Annotated in this window: 14 protein-coding genes; 8 read left to right on the top strand and 6 right to left on the bottom strand. The window is 68.9% G+C overall.

The annotated features are described in order from the left end of the window. Positions 1-286: 286 nt before the first annotated feature. Positions 287-676 (bottom strand): aggregation-promoting factor C-terminal-like domain-containing protein, encoded by a 390-nt coding sequence (locus ABD817_RS34055; protein WP_344922442.1) that lies wholly within the window; start codon positions 674-676, stop codon positions 287-289. 221 nt (positions 677-897) lie between these two features. Here ABD817_RS34055 and ABD817_RS34050 point away from each other — a divergent pair, with 221 nt between their 5' ends. Next, the gene (locus ABD817_RS34050; RefSeq protein WP_344922441.1) at positions 898-1383 is read left to right on the top strand and encodes a glutathione peroxidase; all 486 of its coding nucleotides are present in this window, start codon (positions 898-900) and stop codon (positions 1381-1383) included. On the opposite strand, the gene ABD817_RS34045 is transcribed toward ABD817_RS34050, so the two are convergent. After that, positions 1355-2353, bottom strand: a complete 999-nt coding sequence (locus ABD817_RS34045; protein ID WP_344922440.1) for a LacI family DNA-binding transcriptional regulator — start codon at positions 2351-2353, stop codon at positions 1355-1357. The two genes, ABD817_RS34050 and ABD817_RS34045, sit on opposite strands and share 29 nt — an antisense overlap. Positions 2354-2530: 177 nt before the next feature. Here ABD817_RS34045 and ABD817_RS34040 point away from each other — a divergent pair, with 177 nt between their 5' ends. Further along, complete coding sequence (locus ABD817_RS34040) at positions 2531-3751, top strand: ABC transporter ATP-binding protein (RefSeq protein WP_344922438.1); 1221 nt, start codon at positions 2531-2533, stop codon at positions 3749-3751. A 134-nt stretch (positions 3752-3885) separates the two neighbouring features. Here ABD817_RS34040 and ABD817_RS34035 read toward each other — a convergent pair whose 3' ends face one another. Together ABD817_RS34035 and ABD817_RS34030 are read right to left on the bottom strand one after the other, a co-directional pair. Next, entirely contained in the window at positions 3886-4641 is a 756-nt protein-coding gene (locus ABD817_RS34035; RefSeq protein WP_344922437.1) for an SDR family NAD(P)-dependent oxidoreductase, read from the bottom strand. Between the two features lie 82 nt (positions 4642-4723). Next, positions 4724-5761: an alpha/beta fold hydrolase gene (locus ABD817_RS34030; RefSeq protein ID WP_344922436.1), complete on the bottom strand. Its 1038-nt coding sequence runs from the start codon at positions 5759-5761 to the stop codon at positions 4724-4726. Positions 5762-5917: 156 nt separating this feature from the next. Here ABD817_RS34030 and ABD817_RS34025 point away from each other — a divergent pair, with 156 nt between their 5' ends. After that, entirely contained in the window at positions 5918-6253 is a 336-nt protein-coding gene (locus ABD817_RS34025; RefSeq protein ID WP_344922434.1) for a hypothetical protein, read from the top strand. Positions 6254-6298: 45 nt separating this feature from the next. Here the strand turns inward: ABD817_RS34025 and ABD817_RS34020 are convergent, their stop codons facing one another. Together ABD817_RS34020 and ABD817_RS34015 are read right to left on the bottom strand one after the other, a co-directional pair. After that, positions 6299-6514, bottom strand: a complete 216-nt coding sequence (locus ABD817_RS34020; protein ID WP_344922433.1) for a DUF397 domain-containing protein — start codon at positions 6512-6514, stop codon at positions 6299-6301. Then, positions 6498-7322: a helix-turn-helix domain-containing protein gene (locus ABD817_RS34015; RefSeq protein WP_344922432.1), complete on the bottom strand. Its 825-nt coding sequence runs from the start codon at positions 7320-7322 to the stop codon at positions 6498-6500. Before ABD817_RS34015 ends, ABD817_RS34020 begins: the two co-directional genes overlap by 17 nt. 243 nt (positions 7323-7565) lie before the next feature. Here ABD817_RS34015 and ABD817_RS34010 point away from each other — a divergent pair, with 243 nt between their 5' ends. The 5 genes from ABD817_RS34010 (at position 7566) to ABD817_RS33990 (ending at position 13663) form a co-directional block, all read left to right on the top strand. After that, positions 7566-8012: an ATP-binding protein gene (locus ABD817_RS34010; protein ID WP_344922431.1), complete on the top strand. Its 447-nt coding sequence runs from the start codon at positions 7566-7568 to the stop codon at positions 8010-8012. 71 nt (positions 8013-8083) lie between these two features. Continuing rightward, positions 8084-9217: an ATP-grasp peptide maturase system methyltransferase gene (tgmC, locus tag ABD817_RS34005; protein ID WP_344922430.1), complete on the top strand. Its 1134-nt coding sequence runs from the start codon at positions 8084-8086 to the stop codon at positions 9215-9217. A gap of 328 nt (positions 9218-9545) precedes the next feature. Further along, positions 9546-10757, top strand: a complete 1212-nt coding sequence (locus ABD817_RS34000; protein ID WP_344922429.1) for a PQQ-dependent sugar dehydrogenase — start codon at positions 9546-9548, stop codon at positions 10755-10757. A gap of 205 nt (positions 10758-10962) precedes the next feature. Further along, entirely contained in the window at positions 10963-11889 is a 927-nt protein-coding gene (locus ABD817_RS33995; RefSeq protein WP_344922428.1) for a hypothetical protein, read from the top strand. Then, positions 11879-13663, top strand: a complete 1785-nt coding sequence (locus ABD817_RS33990; RefSeq protein ID WP_344922427.1) for a DUF4012 domain-containing protein — start codon at positions 11879-11881, stop codon at positions 13661-13663. The genes ABD817_RS33995 and ABD817_RS33990 overlap by 11 nt, the downstream gene beginning before the upstream one ends. Positions 13664-13704: the final 41 nt, after the last annotated feature.

Below are 13704 nucleotides of genomic sequence, written 5' to 3'. Positions count from 1 at the left end.
CTCCCGCGTCCTGACGATCCGGCGCCCGTGGCTCGGACGGGGACGTCCGCGCGGTCTCTCCGGCCTGTTTCCGGCATGAGACGCCGCGGCGATCTCTCTAGGCGGCTTTCTAGTACGCGAGAGGAGCGCCGAACGGCGGATGGGACACGCGAAGGAAAGGTGTTTGCCCGAACTTCGGGATTTACGGGTGGTTCGGGGAAGGGCCGATTACGACCGGCGAATCACCCATACGGGGAGACGATGTGAAAATCACCCTGCCATGGGGTTTCAGATCACCGCTCCCTGATCAGTACCAGCCTCGCGTCGTGAAGTGCGCCCACGCCCGGCACGGCGAGCCGTAGCGCTGCTTGATGTATCCGAGCCCCCACCGGATCTGCGTCCTGGGGTTGGTGCGCCAGTCGCGCCCGGCGCTGGCCATCTTGCCGCCGGGCAGCGCCTGCGGGATGCCGTACGCGCCCGACGAGCGGTTGTAGGCGCGGTGGTTCCAGTTGCTCTCCCTGGTCCAGAGCCTGCTGAGGCAGTTGAACTGGCTCTTGTTCCAGCCGTGCGCGGACACCAGCGGCCTGGCGACGGCCTGGTTGCCCGTTCGTGCCGAGGACGCCTGGGCGACCGTGGTGGTGCCGAGGGTGAGCACCGAGGTGATCACCAGCACACCGGTACGGCGGAGCGTCGACATGGGACTCCCTTGTGCGTTGGGGACGGGGGACGGCCGACACGATGCCCGGCGATTCGGCGGCGGGCCAGTCGACAGCGCCTGTCAGGAGTCCTGTCAATGATCGGTAAGAGAATGATCAAAGCATTGGCGAGGCGGGCGGCGTCTCACCTGTGGCGTCAGTCACATTTCACTTTATGGACGACATAACTCTCAAATGTGACAAGGGGATTAGGGTGTGGATCATGGGAATCCGTGATATCGCCATTCACACTCTCGCCGACGCGCCCACCACCCTGGCCGAGCTGGCCGGGGACAGGGCCGTCCTCGTCGTGAACGTCGCCTCCAAGTGCGGCCTCACCCCCCAGTACGCGGGTCTCGTCGACCTCCAGCGGACCTACGGCGACCGGGGCTTCACCGTCGTCGGCGTGCCGTGCAACCAGTTCTACGGACAGGAGCCGGGCACCGCCGAGGAGATCCAGGAGTTCTGCTCCACCACCTACGGCGTCGACTTCCCTCTGCTGGCCAAGACCGAGGTGAACGGCGAGGGCAGGCATCCCCTCTACGACGCGCTGACCGGCACCCCCGACGCCGAGGGCAGGGCCGGTGACGTCGAGTGGAACTTCGAGAAGTTCCTCGTCGCGCGGGACGGGGAGGTGCTGGCCAGGTTCCGGCCGAAGGTCCAGCCCGACGACCCCGCCCTCATCGCGGCGATCGAGAAGTCCCTCTAGCCGCGCAGCTGCCCCTGACGATCAGCTCGGTGGGCAGCAGCACGCCACGCGGCCTCCTGGCGCCGCCGCGCAACACCAGCTCGGCGGCGCGGTAGCCGATGTCCCTGGCGGGCTGGGCGATCACCGTCAGCGGCGGTGAGCACAGCTCCGCCCAGGGCACGTCGTCGAACATGATCAGGGACAGGTCCCTGGGGATGCGCAGGTCCAGCTCCCGCGCCGCCAGCACGGCCGCCTCGCCCAGCGGGTTGCCCCCGGCCAGCACGGCGGTCAGGTCGGGCCGGTGCTGGAAGAGCCCGGCCGCGGCGGCGTACGCGGAGTCGCGGCTGCCCCGGGCGACGACGATCAGCTCCTCGTCGACGAGGGGGCCCAGCGCCTGCCTGAAGACCGACAGGCGACGCTCCTGCCCCGGGCCGCCCAGGTAGGCGATGCGCCGGTGTCCCAGCCCCGTCAGGTAGTCGACCGCCGTCCTGACCCCCGCGCGGTCGTCGGCCACCACCGCCGGGATGTCGTCGCGCCCGGCCGAGAGCCGGTGCGCGAACACCGTGGTCACCCCGGCCCGCAGGGTCGGCGCCCAGCTGTCGCCGTCGCCGGAGGGGATCGCGATCACCCGGTCCACGCCCTGCTCCAGCAGCATGCCGATCAGCTCGGCCTCGCACTCCGGGTCGTCGCCGGTCGCGCCCACGATCACCGGCTCGCCCGCCGAGCGCGCGCAGGCGAGCACGCCGTCGGCCACCCGGCCGTAGAAGGTGTCGGTGAGGTCGGGCAGCAGCAGCCCGATGCCGCCCGAGCGCCGCTGGCGCAGGTTGCGCCCGAGCGCGCTGGGCCGGTAGTCGAGCTGGGCGGCGACGTCCAGCACCCGCTCCCTGGTCTCCGGGCTGGCCGACCCGCCGGACAGAACCCGGGACACCGTGGCGACCCCCACCCCGGCCGCCCCGGCGACGTCCTTGATCGTCGTGCGACGCATGTTCATGGAAACGATTCCATCATGATTTCCGGGCTCAATCCAGTGGGGAACGAGAATGACTGTCCTGCTGACAGGCCGGAACCGGGCAACCTCTTGACACGGATGTCCGTTTCCGATGAGATGCATGAAAACGTATCCAATATCGGGTGAACGCGGGGTTGGCCCGAGGCGACAAGGACTTCCATGGCATCCATCGTTCTCAGCAAAGTCGACAAGATCTACGCGGGCGGCGTCAAAGCCGTGAACGGCCTCGACCTTGAGATCAAGGACGGGGAGTTCATGGTGCTGGTGGGTCCGTCCGGATGTGGCAAGTCCACCGCCCTGCGGATGATCGCCGGGCTTGAGGACATCAGCGGCGGCGAGATCGCCATCGGCGACCGGGTGGTCAACCACCTGCCCCCGAAGGACCGTGACATCGCCATGGTCTTCCAGAACTACGCGCTCTACCCGCACATGACCGTCGAGGAGAACCTCGCCTTCGGTCTGAAGCTCCGCAAGATGCCCAAGGCGGAGATCGCCAAGCGCGTCGGCGAGGCCGCCAAGATGCTCGGCCTCGACCAGTACCTCAAGCGCAAGCCCGCCGCCCTCTCCGGTGGCCAGCGCCAGCGTGTCGCCATGGGCCGCGCCATCGTGCGCGAGCCGCAGGCCTTCCTCATGGACGAGCCGCTGTCCAACCTGGACGCCAAGCTCCGCGTCTCCATGCGCGCCTCCCTCAACACCCTGCACGAGCGCCTGGGCGTGACGACCGTCTACGTCACCCACGACCAGGTCGAGGCCATGACCCTCGGCGACCGCGTCTGCGTGCTGCGCGACGGCCTGCTCCAGCAGGTCGACACCCCGCAGAACCTCTTCGACAAGCCGGTCAACCTGTTCGTCGCGGGCTTCATGGGCTCCCCGTCGATGAACTTCGTCAACGCCGAGCTGGTGCGCGGTGACGGCGGCGCGGCCGTCGCCTTCGCGGGCTTCAAGCTGCCGGTGCCCGCCGAGACCTTCGCCGAGAAGCAGGGCCTCGACCAGTACTTCGGCAAGAAGATCATCCTGGGCATCCGCCCCTCCGACTTCGACGACTCGGTCGCCGCCAACGGCTCCTCCTCCGGCTGGGTCCGCCTGCCGGTCCGCGCCGAGGTCACCGAGGAGCTGGGCTCCGAGATCAACGTGCTGTTCCTGATCGACGCCCCGCCGGTCCAGCACCAGGACACCGTGGCCGCCGCCGCCGACGACGGCGAGGAGGACGCGACCCTGCCGCTGGTGGGCGACAAGTCGCTGTGGACCGCCCGGGTCAACTCCCGCAGCCACGTCCGTCCCGGCCAGAACATCGAGCTGATCGTCGACACCCACAACCTGCACTTCTTCGACCCGGTCTCGGGTCTGGCGATCGGTCACGAGGCCAACGCCCGCGTCTGATCCACCTCGTGGGCCGCGAGGCTCGTCGCCGTACCACCATCGCAGGCCGGAAGGGCCCGCGCCACGACCCCCTCCCGTGGCGCGGGCCCTTTCCGTCGTCGGTCTTCTACCGGCTTTTTGTCGGCGGCCTTCCTTCAGCGGTGGCGGGCGAGGCGGCGCGAGAACTGGCCGATCAGGCCGAGGGGGAGCAGTTTGCCGACCCTGACGATGACCTTGTAGCGCAGGTCCGGGACGCTCACCCGCACGCCACGGGCCAGATCACGCATGGCCTCGCGGACGACGTTGTCCGCCGAGAGCCAGAAGAACTCGGGGATGCCCGACTTGTCCATCGAGGCGCGCTCGTGGAACTCGGTGTGCACGAACCCGGGACACAGGGCCATGACCCGTACGCGGCTGCCTGCCATCTCCATGGCCGTGGACTCGCTGAAGTTGACCACCCACGCCTTGGACGAGCTGTAGGAGCCCCGGGTGAAGAACGCCGCCACCGACGCCACATTGATCACCGCGCCCCGGTCGCGCTCCCTCATCCCGGGCAGCGCGGCCAGCGTCAGCCGCAGCACCGCCTCGCAGTGCAGCTTGAGCATCCGCAGCTCCTCCTCCACGGGTACGTCGAGGAAGTGGCCCCGGTGGCCGAAACCCGCGTTGTTGACCAGCAGATCGACCCCCTCGTGGAGCCGCCGCTCCACCGCTTCCAACCCCTCGTCGGTCACCAGGTCGGCGGCGAGCACCTCGCTGCTCACCCCGTAGCGCAGGCGTAGCTCCTCGGCGACGGAGACGAGACGCCTCTCGTCGCGGGCGACCAGGACGAGCGAGAACCCGTCGGCGGCCAGGCGGCGGGCGAAGGCGGCGCCGATGCCGGCCGTCGCCCCCGTGATCAGTGCGGTTGGCATACCTGCAGTCTAGGGACGACGCGACCGGGCACGCGCGGCCGGGCAGACCGGTTACGACACGTTCAAATGTGCTGCCGGTCAGTCAGCCGTCGAGGAATCTCTCGACTGCCTCGGCGAAGGTTTTCGGAGCGGTGACCCAGGGGTAGTGAGCCCCGGGCAGCACGATGCTGGTCCCGCGCGGGAAGATCCCGGCCAGCTCGGCCGCGTGCGCGGGCAACGGTCCTGGATCCTGCTCTCCCGCGATCACCAGGACCGGCGTGGTGACCTTCGCCAGGCTCGCCCGGGTCCTCTCGGCAGCGGGCACGTTGGTGTGGAAGCGCTTCGCCGCCTCGACCGAGCGTTCGGCGAACCGGGTGGCGTGCGCCTCGGCGGTCTCGTTCCAGGGACTGTAGAAGAACGGCTGCGCCCTCAGGCGCCGGCTCTCGTCGCCCGCGTCCCACGCCTTGAGGTCTGGCAGTCTGCTCTCGTACCAGCTCTCACCGGCTCGGCGCTCGATCTGGGCGTACCACTGCTCATCGGTTATCTCGATCCCCGCCGGGTGCACGCTCGGTGTGACCAGCACCAGGTGCCCTATCCGTTCGGGATACCGGGCCGCGTACAGCAACGCCAGCCCTCCGGCCGCCGAATGCCCGAGCAGGTCCATCCGCTCCAACCCCAGACGCACCCGCAGCGCCTCGACATCCGCGACCATGCGGTCCATCGCGTACGTGTCCGGATCACGTGGCGCCGCGGATTCGCCGGTTCCTCGATTGTCCAGCAAGAGGAGCCGACGCTGAGCCGCCAGACCACCGAGATCCCCCAGGTATCGCGAGGACCGCCCCGGCCCGCCCGGCAGGCAGACCAGCGCCGGTCCTTCTCCCCGCTCATGACAGACGAGCACGGTCCCGTCATACGACGTAAAACTGATCACCTCTCCATCCTCGCATCGCGGCCCCAAGAGCCGTCGCGCGATGACCTTCTTGACCTCGTCCCACAACTTGACCGGCCTGTGCTGACGCACCCTCCATCCGCCGTCGGGGTCCGGCCTGACGTCCTCAACAGACGCGTAGAACGGCGGATCATCGTCATGGACTTCGGTCGCTCGGGTCAGGCCCCACGGCTGGAGCGTCAGGTTCCCCATCGCGTTTCCCCTCTTGGGCTCTGGATGATTCGCCCAAGACGCTAAAGGCAGCTGGCGATCCCGCCTAGCCGAGTCCGCCGGGCCACCACTACACCTGAATCAAGGGGTAGTCGGAGGGGAGAAGATGAACGAACCGAGTCGTTCTATGGTGTGGCGATGACCATCCCTCGACAAAGAAACCCCACCCCGGACGGTAAGTGGGTGCCGGTTCGCATCGGTGAACACACGCTCCAAGTCCTGACGATCGACATCATCGTCTACCTGGTCGAGATCTACGACCGAGACGAGACGTTGATTAGGGACTGTCCGTTCAGGCTCGTGGTTGACGCCCAAGGCTTCATGAGGGCAGAAAGCGTCCCCGGTGGTCACGGGGACCTTGTTGCGTACGACATATCATTCCGAAACACCCCCATCCGCGTGAAGGTATTCGACTCGATCAACTACCCGAACGACTACGAACCATCCGAGGCCGACGAGAGCCCCGAGAACTAAGAAACCCCCTGGCGGCGAAGGCCAGGGGGTTTCTTCTTGTCCGGCTTAGAAGTCGAACTCGCCCTTCTTGGCGCCATCGAGAAACGCGTCCCACTCACCGGGGGTGAAGACGTGTACGGGGCCGGTGCCCCGGTCCTTGGTGTCTCGCAGGGCCACACGCCCTCCGGACAGGGGGGCGACTTCCACACAGTTGCCACCGTTGGAGCTGGACTTCTGGGCGGTCCGCCAGGCCGCCGTCGCCAGCTCATCCTTGAGGCTCATACTTCACCTTCATCTCTCTTATCACTTGCTCAGACACGTGGAGTGGATGTGCCCAGGCACGAACCGCGTCGTACTTGAGCGTAACGGCATGCACCTCGTCGGCGCGATCGGTTACCTGGCCATTGATGGGACTGTCCAGGTAGGCCGCATCTCGCTGTCCGGCTATCTGAGCGAGGGCGAAGGCCCCGGACAGGCCCGTCGTGGCCCCGATGCTAACCGGGACCACCTGGACCGTGAGGTAAGGCCGGGCCATCAGCTCAAGCAGGTGCTCCAGCTGGTGGTACATCACTTCTCTCCCGCCCACCGGCCGGTACAGGACGCCCTCGTCGATGACGACCGAGACCATCGGCGGTGTGGCACGATCGAAGATCTTCCGACGCTGGATCCTGGCGGTGACCAGCTCCTCGACCTCGCGCTCCGACACACCCGGCTCGCACCGCAGCACCGCGCGGGCGTAGTCCGGTGTCTGAAGAAGCCCAGGCATGACCAGCGGCTCCCACATTCGCAGGACTCGCGCCTCGGCTTCGATCTTCGTCCACGGCCGGAACCAGCGAGGTGACGTCTTCTCGCACTGGGCGAGCAACGGCATCAGCTTGCCGACGGCACCGAGTGCGGCCTCGCATCGAAGAAAGAAGTCTTCCTTTGGTGCCCTTTCGGCCCGCTCCAAGAAGCCGACCATGGCCGAGGAGAACTGGATCTTCGCCGCCAGATCATCCTGTGACCAGCCCAGTGACTCGCGCAATCGCCGCAACTCCTGTCCGAGACGCTCCTCGGGGGTGTTCGACATATCCCGTTTTTTGCGCGGCATTCGGACTCCTATTCCAGGCTACCCATGTAGTCGCGACCACCAGGTCTACCACAACCAAGGTGTCACACAGATGTAGTTGGCCTTAGGTGGTCAGGTCCGAAGCCCAGCGTGCAACCTAGGAATCCCCGAACGGGCAGAAAACACAAGCGGCGCACCGTTGGAGTCCCAGCCGGGGTCATAGCGGCTAATGGGCCGCAAAAAAGACAGATGGGACAAAGTCTGATGCGTGCGACCCCTTTTCAGGTGTCTCTGATAGGCGAGATAGAGCTTCCCTGTGAGCACGAGTCCCCCGGTACGGCGAGAACGGTCGTGAATGAGTGGCTGGGGAAAAATCACCCCGCCAGCTTCAATGTCCGGCTTGTCGTTTCCGAGCTGGTAACGAATTCCGTCCGTTACGCCAGCCTCTACACCTCGAAGGGCATTGGGCTTCGCCTGTACGACGTCGGCGAAGCCGTCCGCGTCGAGGTCCAGGACTCGGGCGCGAAACACGCATATCCCAAGCTCGACGCTCCGCAAAGCGACATCGAGAATTCGGTCAGAGAGGGCGGCAGGGGCCTCTTCATCGTGGAGAAGTACTCCGTGCTCTGGGGAGTCACCTTCATCCAAAATCCGCTCGGCTGCATTGTGTGGGCCGAAGTCCCGCTTCAGGAGCCAACGCCTGAGGAGTTCGATTCCACCGTCCGGGCCTAGCCGGGCTGGCTGCCCGACTCCCTCGCGATGGCGGGCGCCTTCGCCGAAGTACTCCTGAAAGGACGGTGGGCATGAGCGACGGCGTTGTGGCCGCGAAGCTGCGTCTCGCACTGGCGGATCAGGTCGGTTCTCCCGGCTGGCGGCAGGCACTGAAGACGGTGCCGCGCGAGCTCTTCCTCGGAGAGGGCGTCTACCGGTACGAGTTCGGTCCCGGCTGGGTGCCGGTGCACCGCTCGGAGATGAGCGCCGAAGACTGGCTCGTCCTCGCCTACACCGACGAGACATGGGTGACCCAGATCAACGGGGTCCTCGCCGAGGACGCGACCGAACCGGTGCTGATCACCCGACCCACGTCGTCGTCCACCTTCCCGGGGCTGGTTGTGCTGATGCTCGAAGCGGCCGGGATCGGTGAAGGTGACAGGATTCTGGAGGTCGGCACCGGGACCGGCTACTCCACCGCGTTGATGTGTCATCGGCTCGGCGACGAGGCCGTGACCTCCATCGAATACGACCCTGTGATCGCCGCCCGCGCGGAGACCGCCATTACCAGGGCCGGGTACGCACCCCATCTCGCGGTGGGGGACGGACTGGAGGGGTATGACGCCAACGCTCCCTACGACCGGCTCATCGCGACCTGCGCGGTGCGTACGATCCCGCTCATGTGGCTGTGGCAGGTCCGCGCGGGAGGGACCATCACCGCCCCCATGCGGGGATGGACGGACGGTGTCGCGTTCGCGCATCTCCAGGTCGCCGAGGACGGCTCCGCGAGCGGTCGTTTCCTCGAAGACGACGTGTACTTCATGACCGCCCGGCCTCACCTGCCGCCTCCACAGTCGTGCCTGGTGATGGGACGCGGGGCCGTGAGCGAAGGCAGGGTCGATCCGTCGATCCTGAAGGACGAAACGGCCCTGTGGGTTGCCCAGCTCGCCGTTCCCCAAGCCCAGCACGGCTGGGCCGAGGACATCTTCACGCTGCGCGATGTCAGCACCGGGGCACAGGCCGACGTCAGGCCGGACCCCGATGGCGGATGGACGGTGTACCAGCACGGGCCGATCAAGTTGTGGGACGAGGTCGAGAAGGTCATCCTGACCTGGCAGGGGGCCGGGAGCCCGCACCAGTCCGGGTTCGGCCTCACTGTTACCAGAGACCGGCAGTATGTCTGGCTGGGCGAACCGGACGGGCCGAGCTGGGACCTTCCGGCGTAGGTGACCGCGCGACGTGAAGCCTCCGGCCGGAGCCGGGGGCTTTCGCCGTCTCAAGGTGCCGGTCTCGAAAAGCGCCGATGGGGATCACCGGGTCCGCCTGTTCGACCTTCCGGACGAGCTGGTCGTCGTGGATGTGGACGGCACCCGCAAGAACCGTGATCACTTGACGCGTTGGGCGATGGCACGGACGAACCGGCGAGAATAGGGGTACGCGGCCGGGGGAGGGCAGGGGCGTACGGGAATCGCCCGGCGCGGCCGGAACCTTCGCGGCGGCGGGCGTGTACAGACGATGGTCCAAGCAGGTGACGAACACAGGAGGCTGAGAACCGTGCCGATCTCCCGCAGGACAGGACGCCGGACAGGATTGGGCCTGGCCCTGCTGAGCGCGGCGCTGGTCGCCTGCTCCTCCGCCGAGACCACCGGATCCGCCGACTCCGCCGGTTCCGGATCCGCTCCGCCCGCCGCCACGGCCTCCTCGGCCGGACCCACCGGGGAGGCGGGCGCGAACACCGCGCCGAAGGTCCGGTTCACCGAGTTCGCCCAGCTCGACATGCCGGTGGCGATGGCCCTGCGCGAGGACGACCCGACGCTCTACATCGCCGAGCAGACGGGACGGCTGCGCGCCGTGACGGACGGGAAGGTCGCCGAGGCGCCCGTCGTCGACCTCTCCGGGGAGATCAGCACGGGCAACGAGCAGGGGCTGCTCGGGGTGGCCTTCCATCCGGACGGGAAGTTCCTCTACCTCAACTGGACCGACCGCGAGGGGCACACCCACATCACCGAGTGGGCCTTCGCCGGGGGGAAGGCGACCGGCCGCAGGGACGTGCTGACCCAGCGGCAGCCGTACGCCAACCACAACGGCGGGCAGCTCGCCTTCGGGCCCGACGGGTACCTCTACATCGCCCTCGGCGACGGCGGCAGCGGGGGAGACCCGCAGGGCAACGGCCAGAACCTGGACACCTGGCTCGGCAAGATCCTCAGGATCGACCCGCGCGGCACCCCGTACAAGGTCCCCCGCGACAACCCGTTCGTCGGCAGGCAGGGCGCCAAGCCGGAGATCTGGTCGTACGGCCTGCGCAATCCCTGGCGGTTCACCTTCGACGCGAAGACCGGTGACATGTGGATCGGCGACGTCGGCCAGAACGCCTGGGAGGAGGTCGATGTCGAGCCGAAGGGCGAGGGGGGCCGCAACTACGGCTGGAACCTGAAGGAGGGCACCCACCCCTTCGAGGGCGGTGGCGACGGCGACGGCGGCGACACGGTGGACCCGGTCATCGAGTATCCGCTGGGCGAGGGCGGCAACTGCTCGGTCATCGCCGGATACGTCTACCGGGGCGAGAAGATCCCTGGCCTGGAGGGACGGTTCGTCTACGGCGACTTCTGCGCGGGCTGGGTCAAGGCCGCGCCCCCCGGCGGGTCGGGGGGCGGCGACGACCTCGGCACGGTGGAGCAGCTGTCGTCCTTCGGCCAGGGTCACGACGGCGAGCTGTACGCGCTCAGCCTGTCGGGGCCCGTCTACCGGATCGAGGCCGCCCCGTGATCCTGTCTGCGGGCCGGGGTCCGCTTCGCCAGGTTCAATGTTCGAAGAACGATTGGTGATCGTTTGGTAAGAAGGCGGGAGGGCTGAGAGGCCATCGCTCCATGGGCGAATACAACAGGCTCTGGGGACATGTCGTTTGTGTTCCGAGCGCCTTGTTCTATGGCCTGAACCATTGCTATGGGAGCCCTTAATGCCTAGAAAATATATGACGTATATCTTTCTCGCGGTGATGACCGGGGGCGGCCCGATGCTCGGCCTCATGGGCACGGCGACGGCACGGACCGGTCCTCCGCCGTTGACGGTCGCCCCGAACTCAGCGCCCTACCCGCCGTTCTACATTCTCCTGAGCTCCGCGGAGGACGCCGCCGACGAGGCCGACGCACTCGCCAGGGAGGCCGACGCGCTTGGCAGGGAGGCCAATGACATCGCCGACTCCTGCGCGGAGGCCGTGGGCGAGTCCTGCATCGAGATCAACAACCGCAACGACAGCCGCAACGTGCTCAGGAACGTCGACACCAACGCGAGCAGCGCGCTCGTCCCCGTGACCCCCACCCCGGCGGTCCCCCTGAACGCCGCGAGGCTCGCCCCCGGCGCGATGGCCGGGCAGGGCGTTTCCCAGGCCGGCGACGCCGCCGTGGGCGGAGCCCTCGTCAGCCGGGCCAGGCGCGCCGTCGGCGAGGCCAAGCGGATCACGGGCGAGGCCAGGCGCGTCGCGGGCCAGGCGAGGGACATCGTCGGCCTCGCCGCGGGCGTGGACGCCAAGGCCGAGCAGGTGGCCGCCGACGGTGCCAAGGTGGCCGACGGCGCGGAGCGGGCGGCGCTGGACGCCGGGAAGATCGCGGGCGATGTCGTGGGCGTCCTCGAAGGCCGCAACGGCGCAGGCCGCAACGGTCAGAACAGCGGCAACGACAACAACAGCGACAACGGCGACGACGGCGACGACAACGGCGGCGGCGAGAACGAGTCCGTGGGCTACGACTGCGGCGGGGGACGTTCGTGCCGCGCCGGTGAGAGTCTCCCGTTCACGGGAGTGCCCGCGGCGACGGTCATCGGGGTGGGCGGCGGCCTGCTGGCCGTGGGAACCGCGTTGCTGATGCTCGCGCGGCGTCGCCGATCCACCGGTGCGAAGTAGTTCCTCGGGAGGGAGGGCCCGCCGGGCCCTCCTGCCGCTCTTCGTCGTCCTCGCCGTCCTGATGGTCGCCGGGGGCTGGGCGGTTCACCTGGGGCTGCGAGTACGCGACCACCTGACGGCGGCCGGAGGCGCGCTGACCAGGCTGGGCCCGCTGGTGAGCGCTGGGGCCTCCGCCCCCGCGCTCGCCACGGTGGCGGAGACGATCGCGGACGCCCGGTCGCACGCGGCCGAGGCGCGACGGCTCACCGGGGGGCCGGACTGGTGGCTGCTCTCCCACGCGCCGTTCGCGGGAGCCGCCGCGACGACGGTGCGCGGCCTCGCCCAGGCCGCCGGTGAACTGACCGACGCGCTCACCGGCGCGCAGCGGGTGGCCGTCCCGCTGGCCACGGCCCTCTCGCGCTCCCCGGCCGACCCGCGAGAGCGGCTGGCCGCCCTCGACGCCGCCGCACCGGTCCTGGAGGACGCGGCCACCCGTTTCGCGCGGGCGGGCACGCTCCTGCGGGACACCCCGGCCGACACCGGTCTGGCCACGCTCGACGACGCGAGGCGCACCGCGCTGGAGCAGGTCACGCGGCTGGGCGGCCTGCTTCGCACCGGGGCGGACACCGCCGCGCTCCTGCCCCCGATGCTCGGCGGCGACGGTCCCCGCCGCTACTTCCTGGCCTTCCAGACCAACGCCGAGGCGCGGGGCACCGGGGGCCTGGTGGGAGCCTTCGGCATCCTGAAGGCCGACCGAGGGCGGATCGCCGTCGAACGGCTGTCCGCCGACACCGGCCTGTTCACCAGCCCCGTCCCCGTCGCCGACCACGGCCGCGACTTCCTGCGGCGCTACGGCTCCGGGGCGACCAGGGCGCTGTCCGTCTCCAACCTCTCCCCGCACTTCCCGTACGCCGCCGCGACCTGGACCGGGTTGTGGGAGCGACGGGCCGACACGCGGCTCGACGGCGCCGTGGCCGTCGACCCGGCCGGGCTCGCCCACCTGCTCCGGCTGATCGGCCCGGTCACCCTGCCCGGCGGGGAGAAGGTGACCGGGGAGAACGTCGTCGACCTCACCGAGCGGGCGGCCTACGCCCGCTACCCCGACCCGATGGCGCGCAAGCGCTTTCTCCTCGAGATCGCCGGTGCCGTCGGCGAGGCGCTGCCCAGGTCGCTGGCCGACCCCGCCGCGCTGATGCCCGTGATGGGCCGCATGGTGGACGAGCGGCGGATCCAGGTCTGGAGCCGGCACGGCGCCGAACAGCGGATCCTGGCCCGCGCCCCCATCGGCGGCGTGCTGCCGTCCCGGCCGGGGCCGTTCGCGGGACTGGTCGTCAACAACTCCGCCGGTGGCAAGCTCGACTACTACCTGGACCGCTCCCTCGACTACGAGCTCGGCCCCTGCCGGGACGGCCAGCGCCCCTCGACGGTGCGGGTCCGGCTCGGCAACGACACCCCCGAGGGGAGCCTGCCCTCCTACGTCACCGGCCGGCTCGACCGCCCCGCGCGGCGGCACGCGCCCGGCTCCAACCTGCTCTGGGTGTCGCTGTACGGCGGACTCGGCGGCCGGTTGACCGAGGCCCGGCTCGACGGCGAGCGGACGGCCGTCCTCAGGGGGATCGAGCGGTCCCACCCCGTCTACTCGGTGATGCTGGAACTCGCCCCCGGGCAGTCGAGGTCCCTGGAGTTCGACCTCACCGAGGTCGCCTCGCGGGAATCCCCGCTGGTCCCCGTGCAGCCGCTCGCCCGGCCGCAGCGGACCAGCGTCACCGAGGACCCGCGCGGCTGCGTCCCCTGACGGGGACGGGCGCTTTCCGTACGATCCGCCGGGCGCGCCGG

This window comes from Streptosporangium oxazolinicum (assembly GCF_039537505.1).
Lineage (GTDB): Bacteria > Actinomycetota > Actinomycetes > Streptosporangiales > Streptosporangiaceae > Streptosporangium > Streptosporangium oxazolinicum.
The sequence above is the reverse complement of the archived record's forward strand: the minus strand, read 5'-3'. Positions and strand labels throughout refer to the sequence as shown.